General features: G+C 31.7%; 14 protein-coding genes. 13 read left to right on the top strand and 1 reads right to left on the bottom strand.

All coding sequences use genetic code 11. The features are described 5' to 3' along the window. The first annotated feature begins 35 nt into the window (after positions 1-35). Both AAYQ05_RS18395 and ctlX read left to right on the top strand, forming a co-directional pair. Positions 36-950 (top strand): dimethylarginine dimethylaminohydrolase family protein, encoded by a 915-nt coding sequence (locus AAYQ05_RS18395; RefSeq protein WP_343544810.1) that lies wholly within the window; start codon positions 36-38, stop codon positions 948-950. 68 nt (positions 951-1,018) lie between these two features. Beyond that, a complete protein-coding gene (gene ctlX / locus AAYQ05_RS18400) occupies positions 1,019-1,954 on the top strand; it encodes a citrulline utilization hydrolase CtlX (protein ID WP_343544811.1) in 936 nt (311 codons plus the stop codon). A gap of 82 nt (positions 1,955-2,036) precedes the next feature. Here ctlX and AAYQ05_RS18405 read toward each other — a convergent pair whose 3' ends face one another. Next, positions 2,037-2,663 carry a MarC family NAAT transporter gene (locus AAYQ05_RS18405; RefSeq protein ID WP_177212032.1) on the bottom strand — a complete coding sequence of 209 codons (627 nt, stop codon included), beginning with the start codon at positions 2,661-2,663 and terminating at the stop codon, positions 2,037-2,039. A gap of 152 nt (positions 2,664-2,815) precedes the next feature. Here AAYQ05_RS18405 and AAYQ05_RS18410 point away from each other — a divergent pair, with 152 nt between their 5' ends. The 11 genes from AAYQ05_RS18410 to AAYQ05_RS18460 all read left to right on the top strand — a co-directional run bounded on the left by AAYQ05_RS18410 (position 2,816) and on the right by AAYQ05_RS18460 (position 16,397). Then, the gene (locus AAYQ05_RS18410) at positions 2,816-3,181 is read left to right on the top strand and encodes a CoA-binding protein (protein WP_343544812.1); all 366 of its coding nucleotides are present in this window, start codon (positions 2,816-2,818) and stop codon (positions 3,179-3,181) included. Positions 3,182-3,276: 95 nt separating this feature from the next. After that, a complete protein-coding gene (gene recR, locus AAYQ05_RS18415; protein WP_281633923.1) occupies positions 3,277-3,897 on the top strand; it encodes a recombination mediator RecR in 621 nt (206 codons plus the stop codon). Positions 3,898-3,969: 72 nt separating this feature from the next. Then, positions 3,970-4,761, top strand: a complete 792-nt coding sequence (locus AAYQ05_RS18420; RefSeq protein WP_343544813.1) for a polysaccharide biosynthesis/export family protein — start codon at positions 3,970-3,972, stop codon at positions 4,759-4,761. A 15-nt stretch (positions 4,762-4,776) separates the two neighbouring features. Continuing rightward, positions 4,777-7,224, top strand: a complete 2,448-nt coding sequence (locus AAYQ05_RS18425) for a polysaccharide biosynthesis tyrosine autokinase (RefSeq protein WP_343544814.1) — start codon at positions 4,777-4,779, stop codon at positions 7,222-7,224. Positions 7,225-7,246: 22 nt separating this feature from the next. Next, the gene (locus AAYQ05_RS18430) at positions 7,247-8,218 is read left to right on the top strand and encodes an SDR family oxidoreductase (RefSeq protein WP_343544815.1); all 972 of its coding nucleotides are present in this window, start codon (positions 7,247-7,249) and stop codon (positions 8,216-8,218) included. A 28-nt stretch (positions 8,219-8,246) separates the two neighbouring features. Next, positions 8,247-9,638 (top strand): UDP-glucose 6-dehydrogenase, encoded by a 1,392-nt coding sequence (locus tag AAYQ05_RS18435; protein WP_343544816.1) that lies wholly within the window; start codon positions 8,247-8,249, stop codon positions 9,636-9,638. 81 nt (positions 9,639-9,719) lie between these two features. Further along, positions 9,720-10,184, top strand: a complete 465-nt coding sequence (locus tag AAYQ05_RS18440) for a UpxY family transcription antiterminator (protein ID WP_343544817.1) — start codon at positions 9,720-9,722, stop codon at positions 10,182-10,184. A gap of 282 nt (positions 10,185-10,466) precedes the next feature. Further along, positions 10,467-11,753, top strand: coding sequence for a nucleotide sugar dehydrogenase (locus tag AAYQ05_RS18445; protein WP_343544818.1), 1,287 nt, complete (start codon positions 10,467-10,469; stop codon positions 11,751-11,753). Positions 11,754-11,785: 32 nt separating this feature from the next. After that, positions 11,786-12,793 carry a mannose-1-phosphate guanylyltransferase gene (locus tag AAYQ05_RS18450; protein WP_343544819.1) on the top strand — a complete coding sequence of 336 codons (1,008 nt, stop codon included), beginning with the start codon at positions 11,786-11,788 and terminating at the stop codon, positions 12,791-12,793. Positions 12,794-12,809: 16 nt separating this feature from the next. Further along, positions 12,810-13,856, top strand: coding sequence for a dTDP-glucose 4,6-dehydratase (rfbB, locus tag AAYQ05_RS18455; RefSeq protein WP_343544820.1), 1,047 nt, complete (start codon positions 12,810-12,812; stop codon positions 13,854-13,856). A gap of 51 nt (positions 13,857-13,907) precedes the next feature. Next, a complete protein-coding gene (locus AAYQ05_RS18460; protein WP_343544821.1) occupies positions 13,908-16,397 on the top strand; it encodes an SLBB domain-containing protein in 2,490 nt (829 codons plus the stop codon). Positions 16,398-16,405 lie beyond the last annotated feature (8 nt).

A 16,405-nucleotide genomic window follows, 5' to 3' on the forward strand; every position in this document is an offset into this window, starting at 1 on the left:
GCTTTTTTTATATTTGCTCAAAATACAATAGAGTTATGTTGCAATTAAATGTAAAGAACGAAACGTCTCGACTTCGTGCTGTAGTTCTAGGTTCTGCTGTTCATAATGGACCAACTCCAACTATAGAAGAGGCTTATGATCCTAAATCATTGGAACATATTAAAGCAGGAACTTATCCTGTAGAAAAAGATATGGTTGCTGAAATGGAAGCTTTTAATGCTGTTTTTCAGAAATATGATGTAACAGTTTATCGTCCGCAGATGATTGAAAATTACAATCAGATTTTTGCTAGGGATATTGGGTTTGTAATTGATGATATCTTTGTGAAATCGAATATTCTTCCAGATAGAGAACGTGAATTAGATGCTATTCAATATGTAATTGATCAGATTGATCCATTAAAAGTAGTTCGTCCTCCAGAAGAAGTTCATATCGAAGGAGGAGATGTGATGCTTTGGAATGACCATATTTTTATTGGAACTTATAAAGGAAGCGATTATAAAGATTATATTACTGCAAGAACAAATATGCACGGTGTAAATTATATTAAATCGCTGTTTCCAAATAAAATTGTAAAAGAATTTGATTTAGTGAAATCTAAATTGGAAGCAAGAGATAATGCGTTGCATCTAGATTGTTGTTTTCAGCCGGTTGGAAAAAACAAAGGCATTATTTATAAACGAGGTTTTCGTGAAGAAGCAGATTATCTTTATTTAGTGAAACTTTTTGGTAAAGAAAATCTATTTCATATTGAAAGAAACGAAATGTATAATATGTTTTCAAATGTGTTTTCAATTGATGAAAATGTGGTGGTTTCTGAAAAGAATTTTACAAGATTAAACAACTGGCTTCGTGAAAATGATTTTGTAGTTGAAGAAATTCCATATGCTGAAATTTCAAAACAAGAAGGTTTGTTGAGATGCTCGACGCTTCCATTAATTAGAGACTAAAAAATAATTTTAAATTTCAGGCTTCTAGAAAAACTTGAAACCTGAAACTTGAAACAAAAAAATAAAGAATGAGACAGACTACTAATGCGATCGTAATGATTCGCCCAGTTGCATTCAGGATGAATGAGCAGACGGCTGTAAATAATTATTATCAAAAAGTATTAGACGGACTTTTACCAAGTACCGTTAATGCAAAAGCGCAACAGGAATTTGATGCCTTTGTAGAAAAGCTTAGGGCGGTCGGTGTAGATGTAACGGTTGTCGATGACAATTTAGAGACTGATACTCCAGATAGTATTTTTCCAAATAATTGGGTTTCATTTCATGAAAATGGAGACGTTGCACTTTATCCGATGTTTGCTGAGAATCGTCGTCAAGAACGTCGTGAAGATATCTTGGATACTTTGGAAGAAAAAGGATTCGAAATTGCGAATATCATGGATTACACTTCTGCAGAAGAAGATGGCATTTTCTTAGAAGGAACAGGAAGTTTGTTATTAGATAGAGTAAACGGAAAAGCGTATTGCGCATTATCGCCAAGAGCAGATGAAGAATTGTTTATAGAATTCTGTGAAGATTTTGATTATGCTCCTGTAATTTTTGAAGCTTTTCAAACTGTTGATGGTGAGCGTAAATTAATTTATCATACCAATGTGATGATGTGTTTAGGTGAAACTTTTGCAGTTATTTGCGCAGATTCTATTGATGATAAGAAAGAACGTAAAATGGTTCTAGATAATCTTAAACAAGATCAGAAAGAGGCAATTCTAATATCAGAAGATCAAGTGAATAACTTTGCTGGAAATATGCTGGAAGTTAGGGGGAAAGATGATAAGAGATATATTGTAATGAGTGCGTCGGCACATCAAAGCTTAACTCCGAAACAAATTTCGCAATTAGAAAACCACGCAGAAATTTTAAGTTCGAGTTTAGATACAATTGAGGCTTGCGGTGGTGGAAGTGCCAGATGTATGATGGCTGAAGTTTTCTTGCCAAGAGCTTAAAAAAAAGGATATGCCAAAAGAAAAAGGGATGAAATTATATAAATTTCATCCCTTTTTCTTTTGGATAGTACAGTGATATTTGTTAAAAATTCCCTTTAATAATATTGATTATAGCACTTACTATATATTGAATTCCAATTGAAATAACTATAAAGCCAACAATTCTAGAAATTGCAACAATACCCGAGGCTCCCAATATTCTAGCTAAATAATGTGCGCTTTTTAGAATAGCAAAGATGGCAATTGCAATTGCAAGGATTGCAAGGGTTGAAATTATAACTTCATTTATTTCATGGTGTTCTTGATAAAAAGCAATTAAAAGTGACATAGATCCAGGACCCGCAAGCATCGGGATTGCGAGGGGTGTAAGTGCAATATCATTTCTGTGCTGTGCTTCGTTTTCAATTTTTTTATTGATTCCTCGTTTCTTGTTAAATTTTCCAGATAATAAAGAGAATCCGGAATTTACGATCACGATTCCTCCAGCAATTCTTAAAGCATCTATGCTAATGCCAAAAAAAGTTAGAACATATTGGCCAATGAAATAAGAAACTAATAATATGATAAAAACATTAATCGCAGTCCAAAGAGAGATTCGAGATCTTTCTTTTTGAGAGTCGTGCTGGGTTAAACCAACAAAAATGGGCACAGTTCCAATTGGATTCAGTACCGAGAATAAGGCAGCAAATAAGTAAATAAATAATTCCATAAAATATTGGTTAGTGAAGTAAATGTAGTTATTTTTTGATGCTTTTGTACGAAATTATGTTATGATTTTGTTTTTATTGCTATTGATTCTGAATCAAAGATATAAGGTTTAATCGTTCTTTTTTGATTACTTTTGCAATCTAAATAAAAACTATGAAAAGCAAAAAAACATTAGTTATAGGAGCTTCAACAAATCCAGAACGTTATTCATTCAGAGCTGTAAATATGCTTGTAGGAAAAGGGCACTCGGTGTTAGCAATAGGGCAAAAAGCAGGTGAGGTTGCTGGAGTGAAAATTCAAACTAAAGCAATACCGGTTAAAAATATTGATACGATTACATTGTATTTAAATCCCTCTCGTCAAAGAGATTATTATAATTATATTATTGAGGCACATCCTAAGCGTGTAATTTTTAATCCTGGAACTGAAAATCCAGAATTGTATCAATTATTAGAATTAAATGATATTCAAATTGAAGTGGCTTGTACATTAGTTTTGCTAGCTACAAATCAATATTAAATAAAATAATTGATAGTGATTTCCTACTATCATTAAGGTTTGAATTTAATAGTTGTAATGTAGGCTAAACCATTAAAAGTATTACTTTTGTCGTCATGGAATTTTCATCAAAATTAATCGAAAAAGCAGTAAACGAAATGTCACAATTGCCAGGGATTGGTAAGCGTACAGCTCTTCGATTGGTTCTTCATTTGTTGAAACAGCCTAAAGAACAAACAGCCTTTTTATCTCAAGCGTTATTAAATATGCGTGAGGATATTAAGTTTTGTGAAAGTTGCCATAATATTTCGGATACTAAAATTTGTGAAATCTGCGCTAATCCTATTAGAAATCATGAAACGATATGTATTGTCGAGGATATTAGAGATGTCATGGCAATTGAAAATACTGGGCAATTTAAAGGAATATATCATGTGCTTGGTGGAAAAATTTCTCCTATTGAAGGGGTTGGACCCAATCAATTGAATATTTCTAGTTTAGTGACAAAAGTGAAATCTGGAAGTGTATCAGAGATTATTTTTGCATTAAGTTCAACAATGGAAGGTGATACGACAAATTTTTATATTTATAAACAAATTGCAGATTCTGAGATTATAATCTCAACGATTGCGAGAGGAATATCGGTTGGTGATGAATTGGAATATGCAGACGAAATAACATTAGGGCGAAGCATTTTGCACAGAATCCCTTTTGAAAAAACATTTAAAAATAATTAACCAACCCAAAATAATAACTTGGTTTTCCTGAACACTGTAAGGAAAAGCTATGTTTGTGATAAAATTGAACGAATGACAAAAAAAAGCTTTTTTCTGTTTCTATTAATTTCAATGTTGTTTACCTCATGCATTCCGATTAAAGATTTGGTTTATCTTCAGGATAAAAATGATTCTGGGGAACAATCAGCGATTGCAGCGGTAGAGGCGAAACCATATAGATTACAGGTAAATGATGTTTTGAGCATTAATATAAAAGCAATAGATCCTAAATTAGTTTCTATTTTTAATACCACAGAAAATCAATCAACTCAAACGGGTAAAACTGAATCTAGTTTGTATTTTGATGGGTTTACAGTTGATGATCATGGAAATATTAGAATGCCAATTTTAGGAGAAATAAATGTAATTGGCTATACTCTTGAAGAAGTTCGTTTAAAAATCGAAAAGAAATTATTAGAAGAATATTTTAAAAGCGAAGCTAATGTTTTTGTTACAGTGAAGTTGGCAGGTTTTAGATATACTATTAATGGAGAGGTTGGAAGTACTGGAACAAAAACATTGTTTAAAGATAATGTAACCATTTTGGAAGCTGTTGCAAATGCAGGAGATATTACGACTGTTGGCAATAGAAAAGAAGTAGCAGTAATTCGTCAAACTCCGACTGGTGTGCAAATGCATAATCTTGACCTTACAGATTTGAATGTAATGAAGTCACCTTATTATTATTTACAGCCAAATGATTATATATATGTAAAACCGCTGAAACAAAAAACTTGGGGAACAGGTCAGACGGGAATACAGTCAATAGGAACAATAATTACATTATTGTCTTTAGCTACTACAGTTTACCTAATTATAAAGTAAAAATAGATTTTTAAAATGTTAGATATTAAAGACTTTGCCATTTTTGAAAATCATTCTCATTTTGATTTTAAAGGTTTTTTGTTAAAAATTGTAGGCTATTGGAAATGGTTTCTTGCAAGTTTGATTATTGCGTTCACTATCGCTTATCAGATAAACATTCGTAAAGAGAAAATTTATGAAATGCAGACCTTGGTTTCTATTAAAGAAGAAAACAATCCTTTTTTTACTGCAAATACAAGTTTGGTCTTCAATTGGGGCGGGATTTCTGATCAAGTAAATGGTATTTCGACAATCTTACAATCGCGATCTCATAATGAATTGGTGGTAGATAAGCTTCAATTTTATACTGACTATTTAGAACAAGGAAAATATAATTTAATAGATTCATACGGAGCTGTACCATTTTATGTTGACATTGATAAAACAAAAGGACAGCTTGCAAATACATTAATTAGCATAAAGTTTTTAAGTGAAAATGAATATCAAATCGAGATTCCATTTGAAAATAGCTCAGTTTCACTGATTACTTATGGCAATAATTCTTATAGTAATACTTCTGTACAACCGATAACTTTTATAAAGAAATACAAAGTAGGTGAGAGTGTTAATCTTCCATTTTTGAATTGGAAACTTCAAATAAATGACAATCCAGGATTTTATAAAGGAAAGGAATACTTTGTTAGATTTAATGATTTTGATGGAACTGTATCTCGATATAAAAGTATAAATGTTGATACCGGAAGAAGTGGAGGGTCGATATTAACTTTATCGCTGCAAGGAACAAATAAGGCAAGGATGGTTGATTATTTGAACTCTACTGTAAAAATGCTTATTAAAATTCAACTTGATGGGAAAAATCAATTTGCGACAAATACTATTAGATTTATTGATAGCACACTTGTGGCAATGGAATCTCAGCTCAAACAGACAGGAAACGAATTAAAATCTTTTCAAAAAGATAAAAATGTTTACGAAATAGAAGGAGGTGGCTCTAAAGTTTCAGAGAAAATCATGGATTTCGATGTTGAAAAAGACCAGCTAACGAGAAAAATAGCGTACTATAATTCGCTAAAATCATACTTAAATAATAGCGTCGATTATTCTAGACTACCAGCGCCTTCTGTTGCTGGAATTGAAGATCCAAATATTGTGGCGAATGTTTCAAAACTTATAGCGCTTTCAACCCAAAGATCAGAAATGGCTTATGCAGTAAAAAGTGAAAAAATATTTAAAGATTTTGACAACCAGATGGCAGCAGTAAAAAATGTTCTTCAAGAGAATATTATTACTGCAAAAGCATCTTTATTGTATGATTTATCTTTGATAAATGCAAAAATTGGTCAGGCGGAAAGTACAGTAAGAAGACTCCCAGCAGAACAGCAGGAATTGCTAAAGATTAAAAGAAAATATGATTTAAATGATAATATTTATACAGAATTCCTTCAGAAGAGAAATGAAGCAGAAATTGTAAGAGCATCTAACCTGTCAGATATTCATTTTATTGATCCAGCAAAAGATATAGGAGAAGGTTTAATTGGTCCCAAAACCTCTGTAAATTATATAATGGCTTTGTTTTTAGGGGTTTTAATCCCGTTGTTATTTGTATTGATAATTTTTTTCATTAATAATTCAATTCAAAATAGTGAAGATATTAGTAAGCTAACTCAGATTCCACTGCTTGGAGTTATTGGGTTTAATAAGGATTCTAGTAGTTTGGCAGTTTTTGACAAACCTAAATCGGCTCTTTCAGAAGCTTTTAGAGGGATACGTTCTTCGCTCCAGTTTTTATATAAAAAACAGCAAGTTAGCGGATCAAAAACACTACTGATTACCTCTTCAATTAGTGGTGAAGGTAAAACATTCTGTTCGATTAATATTGCTACAGTTTTTGCTTTAAGTGAAAAGAAAACAGTAATTGTTGGTTTAGATTTGCGAAAACCAAGATTGGCGGGTGAATTTCAAATAAAGTCATCTTTGGGAGTTGTCAATTATTTAATTAAACAAAATAATTTGGAAGAGATAACTAATTCGACTCCAATTCCAAATTTAGATGTAATTCTTTCTGGACCAATTCCCCCAAATCCTTCGGAGTTAATTTTAAGCGATGCGATGAAAGAAATGGTTGATGAACTGAAAAAGAAATACGATTATATCATTTTAGATACTCCACCAGTTGGTTTAGTGGCAGATTCACTAGAATTAGTTCAGTTTGCAGATGTAACATTGTATATAGTAAGACAGAATTATACTAAGAAAGATATGATAACGTTGTTAAATACCAGACTTAAGCGTGGAGAGCTAAACAATGTGAGTATTGTGTTGAATGGTTATGAAAATAAAGCAAAATATGGTACGGGCTACGGATATGGATATGGTTATGGAGCTTATTCAAATGGTTATCATGAAGAGGAAGTCAAAGTTGGTTTTTGGAAATCATTTATGAATCGGTTTAAAAAAAGCTAAATTTGAATAAATGGGAAGAGAAATGAAAAGTACAATTTTGATTACAGGAGGAGCTGGATTTATCGGTTCGAATTTGACGGAGTATTTTTTAGGCTTAGGTTACAAAGTTGTTTGTTTGGACAATTTTGCTACTGGACATCGCCATAATCTGAAAGATTTTTTGAATAATCCAGATTTTAAATTGGTAGAAGGAGATATTCGAAATATGTCTGATTGTGTTTTAGCGGTTCAAGGTGCTGATTATGTTTTGCATCAGGCAGCTTTAGGTTCTGTTCCTAGATCAATTAAAGATCCAATTACGACCAATGATGTAAATGTTTCTGGGTTTTTAAATATGCTTACGGCAGCGCGCGATGCCAAAGTAAAACGATTTGTATATGCAGCAAGTTCATCTACTTACGGCGATTCTCAAGGACTGCCAAAAGTTGAGGATGTTATCGGGAAACCACTATCACCTTATGCAATTACTAAATATGTAAATGAGTTATATGCAGAAATTTTCAGTAAAACTTATGGCTTAGAAACAATAGGTTTACGTTATTTTAATGTTTTTGGAAGAAAGCAAGATCCAAATGGAGCTTACGCGGCGGTAATACCGAAATTTGTAAAACAATTTATGAATCATGAAAGTCCAGTGATCAATGGAGATGGAAATTATTCTCGTGATTTTACCTATATTGATAATGTTATTCAGATGAATGAATTAGCAATGACCTCACAAAATTCAGAAGCGATTAATTCTGTTTACAATACTGCATTTGGTGATAGAAATACATTAAATGATTTAGTTAAATATTTAAAAGAGTACCTGTCGGAATTTGATCCAGAAATAAAAGGTATTCCAGTCATTTATGGTGAAAATAGAGCCGGAGATATTCCGCATTCATTGGCAAGTATTGAAAAAGCAAAAAAAAATCTAGGGTATAATCCAAAGTATTCTTTGCAAGAAGGTTTAAAAGAAGCTGTTGGATGGTATTGGAATAATTTAAAATAAAATTTAAGATCAAGATAAAAGAGATCAAATGAAAATTACAAAAATTTGCTGCATTGGTGCAGGATATGTTGGTGGGCCTACCATGGCAGTTATTGCTCAAAAATGTCCACACATTCAGGTTACAGTTGTTGATTTAAATGAACAAAGAATAGCTGATTGGAATGATCCAAATCCTGAAAATATTCCAATATATGAACCAGGCCTTTCTGAAGTTGTGGCAGAAGCAAGAGGGAGAAACCTGTTTTTTTCGACAAATGTTGATGAAGCAATAGATGACGCTCAAATGATATTTATTTCAGTTAATACCCCAACCAAAACTTATGGTAAAGGGAAAGGTATGGCGGCTGACTTAAAGTATATTGAATTATGTGCGAGACAAATAGCACGAGTAGCAAAACAAAATAAAATTGTAGTTGAGAAATCAACTTTGCCAGTTCGAACAGCTGAAGCAATTAAAAGTATTTTAGATAATACGGGAAACGGTGTTCAATTTCAGATTCTTTCAAATCCAGAATTTTTGGCAGAAGGAACAGCAGTTACAGATTTATTAAATCCAGATAGAATTTTAATTGGTGGTGATACAACCCCAGAAGGAGAAGAGGCAATTAATTCATTGGTAGATGTTTATTCAAATTGGGTAAGTAAAGGTCGAATTTTGACAACAAATGTTTGGTCATCAGAATTATCAAAACTTACTGCAAATGCTTTTTTAGCGCAACGAATTTCTTCGATTAATGCAATGTCGGAATTATGTGAACAAACGGGAGCAGATGTAAGTGAAGTAGCGAGAGCAATTGGAATGGATAGCAGAATTGGACCTAAATTCTTAAAAGCTTCAGTAGGATTTGGCGGTTCTTGTTTTCAGAAAGATATTCTAAACTTAGTTTACATAGCAAAGTCATACGGATTGAATGAGGTGGCAGATTATTGGGAACAGGTTATTATTATGAATGATCACCAAAAAAGAAGATTTTCAAATAAAATTGTTCAGACTTTGTATAATACGGTAGCTGATAAAAAAATAACTTTTTTAGGCTGGGCTTTCAAGAAAGATACAAACGATACCAGAGAATCAGCAGCAATTTATGTGGCCGATGATTTAATAAACGAACAAGCTAAAATTTCAGTTTACGATCCTAAAGTATCTGAAAATAAAATGTTGAATGATTTAAATTATTTGGAAACAAGATCTAGTCAAGAAAATACAAATGCATTAAATGTGTTTGAAAATGCTTATGAAGCATGTAAAGGTGCTCATGCAATTGCAGTCTTAACGGAGTGGGACGAATTTACGACTTATGACTGGCAAAAGATTTATGATTCTATGCATAAGCCAGCTTTTATTTTTGATGGAAGAAATATTTTAGATGCGAAGTTACTAGAGGCTATTGGTTTTGTATATAGAGGAATAGGATCTTAAATTGATTTTTGTATTAAGTGAAGTGAAATGATGTAAGAATGTGAAGTAGTATTTGGGTTTTACTTCTTAATAAATAAAAAAATGAATTGGTACGTAGTTTATACAAAACCTAAATGGGAAAAAAAAGTAGCCGATAAGCTCAATCAATTAGGAGTCGAATGTTATTGTCCTATTATTACTCAGGTTAAACAATGGTCTGATAGAAAGAAGAAGATTGAGGTACCACTTTTTAACTCTTATGTTTTTGTTCAATTGTCAGATTCGGAGCGAAGTTCTGTTTTTAGTGTGGCAGGGGTTGTTCGGTATTTGTTTTGGCTTGGAAAACCCGCAATTGTGAAAAATGAAGAAATAGAATCAATAAAGAAAAGCCTTAAGGTACCTAATATTAGCGATGTTTCAGTTTCTGCTATTCAAGTTGGAGATAAAATTAAAATAGAATCGGGTGTATTCACCAATCAAAGTGGAGTGGTTCAAGAGGTTTCAAACAATTATTATACTTTGGTTTTAGAAAGTTTAGGATGTATTTTGAAAATAAAATATAAATAATAGCGTTATCCTAGTAAAATTAACAGAAGAGAAAGTCTTTTTTAGATTTTTTTCTTCTGTTTTTTTTATAAAGTAATTATTTACAGCCTGATTAATAAGTGTTTGGGATTAAGTGTTTTTTTTATTAACAATTAGTTTTTAAGGATTACGGGAAACCGTATTGAATAACTAGAGTTATTGTACTATATTTGCCGAAAATGATTAATTTAGGTAGCTGAGTCAGAGATATGTGACTTGGAATGGCGAAGCCGTGAATTTTAATGACCTAAATAAATTGAAAGAATGGAATTAGAAGAAAATGTGAAAATTGCGGTTATTGGTTTAGGATATGTTGGTCTGCCCTTAGCTCGATTATTTGCAACAAAATATGAAGTTGTTGGCTTTGATATAAATGAATCAAGAGTCAATTCTTTAAAAAAAGGAATCGATTCAACTTTAGAAGTTGAAGATGATATTCTGCAAGAGGTTTTAGTTGATAAACTTAACGAAAAAGGACTTTATTGTACAACTTCAATAGATGATATTGCAAGTTGTAATTATTACATTGTGACTGTTCCTACTCCAGTCGATAAAAATAATAGGCCAGATTTGACTCCGTTATATAAATCGAGTGAGACAGTTGGTAAAGTATTAAAAAAAGGGGATATTGTAATATATGAATCAACTGTATATCCAGGAGTTACAGAAGAACAATGCGTTCCTGTTTTAGAGCGAGTTTCTAATTTAAAATTCAATCAGGATTTTTTTGCTGGATATTCTCCAGAAAGAATCAATCCCGGAGACAAAGAACATACTGTTGAAAAAATTCTAAAAGTTACTTCTGGTTCAACCCCGGAAATAGGATTAAAAGTTGATGCTTTATATAAATCTGTTATTACAGCAGGAACTCATTTAGCTCCAACAATAAAAGTTGCAGAAGCAGCAAAAGTTATTGAAAATTCTCAGCGAGATATTAATATTGCTTTTGTTAATGAATTAGCTAAGATTTTCAATTTAATGAATATAGATACTCAAGAAGTATTAGCTGCAGCTTCAACAAAATGGAATTTTTTACCATTTAAACCTGGTCTTGTTGGAGGACATTGTATAGGCGTAGACCCATATTATTTAGCCCAACGAGCTCAAGAATTTGGATATCATCCTGAAATTATATTAGCAGGAAGACGATTAAATGACAGTATGGGAGAGTATGTCGCGTCGCAAATAGTGAAGCTAATGATAAAAAAAGGCATTTCTGTTAATGGAGCTGAATTATTAATGCTCGGTATTACCTTCAAAGAGAATTGTCCTGACGTGAGAAATACTAAAATTGTTGATGTTGTAAAAGCGTTAAAAGATTACGGAATAGTTGTAACTATTTTTGATCACTTAGCAAACCCAGAAGAAGTTAATAGAGAATATGGTTTAAAGACTATCAACTGTATTCCGAAAGAGAAATTTGATGCATTAGTATTAGGAGTAGCTCATTCGGAGTTTCTTCAGATCGAGTTTTCAAATTTGCAAAAGGAGAAAAGTTTAATTTATGATGTAAAAGGAGTTTTAGGATCTCTAGCTGATAACAGGCTTTAGACTTTAAGCTTCTTTTTTTTGCTTAAAAAAATATGAGTTCAGATAAAACTATAACACATGTAATTCTTACAGGAGGAGTTGGAAGTCGTCTGTGGCCACTTTCTCGTAAAAGTCGTCCAAAACAATACCTTGAAATATTTGAAGGGAAGTCTTTGTTTGAAATGACAGTTGAAAGAAATAGTCATTTAGCAAATAAAGTAATGGTAGTTGGAAATATTGACAATCATCAATTAAGTGGAAAAGTGATGAGTAAAACCAATACTCAGTATGTAAATATTATTGAAGCAACTCCACGAAATACTGCAGCGGCAATTGCTTTCGCAGCATTTGCATCAAATCCAGAAGATATTTTAATTATCACTCCATCAGATCATATTATAGATCAAATGGAAAATTATAATCAAGCAATCAATGAGGCGGTTACAAAAGCTAATGATGGTTTTATTGTAACCTTTGGTGTTATTCCAACTAAACCGGAAACAGGTTATGGTTACATAGAAGCAGAAGGAGACAATGTAATCTCTTTTCGTGAAAAACCAAACGAAACCACAGCAAAAGAATTTATCTCAAAAGGAAACTTTTTGTGGAATAGTGGAATGTTTTGTTTTAAAGCAAGTGTCCTTTTAGAAGAATTAAAGAAATTTCAGTTTGAAGTTTATGAAAAATCAAAAATAGTTTGGGAATCAAGTAAAAATGGATTTTTAAATTTGGATTTATCTATGCAAATCCCTTCCATTAGCATTGATTATGCAGTTATGGAACGTAGTAAAAAAATTAAAGTTGTTCCTGCGTCTTTTTCTTGGTCAGATTTAGGTTCATTTGAATCGGTTTATGATTATTTATACTCAAAAGGTCATTCAACAGATTCTAACGGTAACATGGTTATCGGATGTGATAAACATACAACTTTTCTTGGTTTGAAAAATACTATTTTTGTTTATACTAAAACTGCAAATCTAATTTTGCAAAAAGAAAATTCGCAAGATGTAAAAGATATATATAACGAATTAGAAAAGCAAAATTCAGATTTGTTAAATTAATAAAAAGCATTTAAAAATGAAAAAAATTCTAATAACTGGTGGTGCTGGTTTTATAGGTTCTCACGTAGTAAGACGTTTTGTAAACAAATATCCAGAATATCAGATTTTTAATTTGGATGCATTAACTTATGCTGGAAATCTGGAGAATATAAAAGACATTGAAGATAAATCGAATTATATTTTTGTAAAAGGAGACATTGTTGATGAGAGTTTTATTAATGATCTTTTTGATCTTCATAAATTTGACGGGATTCTACATTTAGCTGCAGAATCACATGTTGATCGGTCTATTGAAGATCCTCTTGCATTTGTTAAAACTAATGTTATTGGAACAATGAATTTGTTAAATGCAGCTAAAAATCAATGGAAAGGAAACTTTGAAGGAAAAAGGTTTTATCATATTAGTACAGATGAAGTTTATGGTTCTTTAGGAGCTACAGGATTATTTACAGAGGAAACTCCGTATACTCCAAATTCCCCTTATTCAGCTTCTAAAGCAAGCTCAGATCATTTTGTACGAGCATATGGAGAAACTTATGGATTACCATATGTACAAACCAATTGTTCAAATAATTATGGACCTTATCATTTTCCTGAAAAACTAATTCCGCTTTTTATAAACAATATTATCAATAACAAATCTCTTCCAGTTTATGGTGATGGGAATTATACAAGAGACTGGCTGTTTGTAGAGGATCACGCTATTGCAATAGATCTTGTTTTTCATGAGGGTAAAAATCATGAGACATACAACATTGGGGGTTTTAATGAATGGAAAAATATTGATTTAGTAAAACTGTTATGTGAGGTTATGGATAGTAAATTAGGAAGAGAAAAAGGAACTTCTGAGAGATTAATTATCCACGTAAAAGATAGGCCTGGGCATGATTTACGTTACGCGATTGATGCATCAAAAATTAATAAAGAATTAGGATGGAAACCACAAGTGAATTTTAAGGAGGGATTGGAAAAAACAATTAATTGGTATTTAGATAATGGAGAGTGGTTGAACAATGTCACTTCAGGAATGTATAAGGAATACTATAAAAAACAATATTCATAAAATTTACGATGCTAGTACGGCATTTGATTAAGATAAATTACTCTTACATATATGAAAAAAACAACATATTTTTTTACCTTACTTTTTGTTTTGTTAATGTCAATCAATGCTAATGCGCAAGATTTCATGAAAACGAAAGATTTATCTACTGTAAATGTAGATTATATTTCTGATGACGAATTAGCTAAAATTAGTGCTCAGTTAAAAAGCAATAATACAACTATCGACCAGGTGGAACCAATGGCTTTAGCTAAGGGAATGAGCCAGACAGAATTTAATAAATTAAGTGTTAAACTTAAAGAATATGAAAAAAGGAATATTGGGAAAGACTTCAAATCTAGTAATTCATCCAAAAAATTAGATAAAGAAATAGATTTAGGAAGAAAACAAGAAAAAATACTAAATGAAAAAGTAAAAGATTCTGCAAATTCTTTAATTTTTGGTTCTGAATTATTTGATAATCCAAAACTAAATTTCGAACCTGATTTGAAATTGGCCACCCCCATGAATTACATTTTAGGGCCAGGAGACGAATTGCAAATTAGTGTTTATGGAGTTCAGGAATATGACGGAAATATTCCTGTAAGTGTTGAAGGAAAAATAACGATTGATTACGTTGGACAAATTTCTGTGTCGGGAATGACAATAGAAGCAGCTTCCCAAAAAATAAAAGCAGCTATAGCAAGAGTTTATAGTACAGTACGTTCTGGACAATCTCAGGTAAGCGTAAGTTTAGGTCAAATACGAACAATTAAGATTACTATTGTTGGTGGTAAACAACCAGGTAACTATTCTATTTCTTCTTTAGCAACAGTTTATAATGCCTTGCATTTAGCAGGAGGACCAGGTAAAAATGGTAGTTATAGAAATATAGAATTAATTAGAAACAATAGGATATATAAAAATATTGATATTTATAGGTTTTTAGTAAAAGGTGATCAATCTGACAACGTTAGTTTAAAAGAAAATGATGTAATTAGAATTCCTGCATATACTCAAAGAGTTACTTTGCAAGGAGAAGTAAAGCGACCAGGGATTTTTGAAATGAAAAAGGGTGAAAAATTCTCTGATTTGTTAAACTATGCATCTGGTTTTAATGAATTTGCTTACACTAGTTCTGTAAATGTTTTACAAAAGACAGGGAAAGAGTATAAGGTTCATGATATAAACGAAAGCGAATATAATTCTTACCAACCTCAATCTGGAGACGTTTTTAGGATTACTAAGATTTTAAATCGATTTGAAAATCGTATCAAGATTGAAGGGGCCGTTTTTAGACCAGATTATTATTCCTTTACAGAGGGAATGAGAATTTCGGATCTTGTTACAAGAGCAGAAGGATTAAAAGAAGATGCTTACAGTAAAAGAGCAAGAATTATTCGTTTAAAAACTGATTTGACAACAGAAATTGTTAATGTAGATTTAGGTGCTGCTTTATTAGGTGATTTAAATGCAGACATAGAATTAAAAAGAGAAGATATTGTAACAGTGTATTCTATTTTAGATTTTAGAGAAGAATATAAAATTACAATTGATGGAGAAGTAAAAAATCCTGGTGAATACGAGTATTTTGAGAATCTTACGTTAAATGATTTAGTAGTTCAGGTTGGAGGATTGACAGGTTCAGCTTCGAAAAGAGTTGAAATTGCAAGAATGATAAAATCTGATGCGATTGACGATTCGAATCCTAAACGTATAGAATTGGTGGAGTTGGAGATAACGGCAGATAATAATGAGCAAATTAAAAACTTCGTTTTAAAACCATTTGACGTCATAAATATTCGTAGGATGGCGGTTTACGAAAAACCCGAGATGGTTAAAGTTAGTGGTGCAATTACTTATCCAGGGAAGTATGTACTTGCTAATAAAAAAGAGACAGTTTATAATATTGTAATGCGAGCGGGGGGGTTAACATCGATTGCTAATCTAGATGGTATGAAAATAAAAAGACCTATAAAAGAAGAACAGATTGAGCAATTAGAGAATATAAATCTTAATCTAGATAAAAAAGAAACTCTAGATAAAAAAGAAGGAGTAGCAGAGGAATCTAATTTAAGATCTAAGGATACTCTTAACTCGAAATTATCTAGAAAATTAAGAGATGAATTGAAATATGCAACAATACCAGTTAATTGGGAAAAAATAGTGAAAGATAAAAACCATTATTCAAATGTTACTCTATTTCCAGGAGATGAAATAGAAGTATCTGTTTATAATGAAGGAGTTAAAGTAACAGGAAATGTTCTGTTAACTTCTGAAATTCCGTACAGAAAAGGAAAAGGATTTAAATACTATTTGAATGCAGTCGGTGGCGTAGATAACAAAGGATGGAAGAAAAAAGCTTATATAATTTATCCAAATGGAAAAGCTTCAGTGACAACTTCATTTTTGTTTTTTAGATCTTATCCACAAGTTGAACCTGATTCTCAAATAGTGATTCCTGAAAAACCTGAAACTAAAAAAATGTCAACGGGTGAATGGGTTGGTATTGGAAGTGTTGTTTCAAGTTTAGCTTTATTAATCGTAACAGCATTTAAATAAAAAAATTA

Origin of the sequence: Flavobacterium movens, assembly GCF_039581425.1 — a bacterium.
In the GTDB taxonomy this organism is placed as follows: Bacteria; Bacteroidota; Bacteroidia; order Flavobacteriales; family Flavobacteriaceae; genus Flavobacterium; species Flavobacterium luteolum.

Excerpts from the sequence above, each read along its gene's own strand:
- AAYQ05_RS18450 (WP_343544819.1), top strand. The coding sequence starts at position 11,786 with ATGAGTTCAGATAAAACTATAACACATGTAATTCTTACAGGAGGAGTT.
- AAYQ05_RS18420 (WP_343544813.1), top strand. The coding sequence starts at position 3,970 with ATGACAAAAAAAAGCTTTTTTCTGTTTCTATTAATTTCAATGTTGTTT.
- recR (WP_281633923.1), top strand. The coding sequence starts at position 3,277 with ATGGAATTTTCATCAAAATTAATCGAAAAAGCAGTAAACGAAATGTCA.
- AAYQ05_RS18410 (WP_343544812.1), top strand. The coding sequence starts at position 2,816 with ATGAAAAGCAAAAAAACATTAGTTATAGGAGCTTCAACAAATCCAGAA.
- AAYQ05_RS18435 (WP_343544816.1), top strand. The coding sequence starts at position 8,247 with ATGAAAATTACAAAAATTTGCTGCATTGGTGCAGGATATGTTGGTGGG.
- AAYQ05_RS18445 (WP_343544818.1), top strand. The coding sequence starts at position 10,467 with ATGGAATTAGAAGAAAATGTGAAAATTGCGGTTATTGGTTTAGGATAT.
- AAYQ05_RS18440 (WP_343544817.1), top strand. The coding sequence starts at position 9,720 with ATGAATTGGTACGTAGTTTATACAAAACCTAAATGGGAAAAAAAAGTA.
- AAYQ05_RS18425 (WP_343544814.1), top strand. The coding sequence starts at position 4,777 with ATGTTAGATATTAAAGACTTTGCCATTTTTGAAAATCATTCTCATTTT.
- ctlX (WP_343544811.1), top strand. The coding sequence starts at position 1,019 with ATGAGACAGACTACTAATGCGATCGTAATGATTCGCCCAGTTGCATTC.
- AAYQ05_RS18405 (WP_177212032.1), bottom strand. The coding sequence starts at position 2,663 with ATGGAATTATTTATTTACTTATTTGCTGCCTTATTCTCGGTACTGAAT.
- rfbB (WP_343544820.1), top strand. The coding sequence starts at position 12,810 with ATGAAAAAAATTCTAATAACTGGTGGTGCTGGTTTTATAGGTTCTCAC.
- AAYQ05_RS18430 (WP_343544815.1), top strand. The coding sequence starts at position 7,247 with ATGAAAAGTACAATTTTGATTACAGGAGGAGCTGGATTTATCGGTTCG.
- AAYQ05_RS18395 (WP_343544810.1), top strand. The coding sequence starts at position 36 with ATGTTGCAATTAAATGTAAAGAACGAAACGTCTCGACTTCGTGCTGTA.
- AAYQ05_RS18460 (WP_343544821.1), top strand. The coding sequence starts at position 13,908 with ATGAAAAAAACAACATATTTTTTTACCTTACTTTTTGTTTTGTTAATG.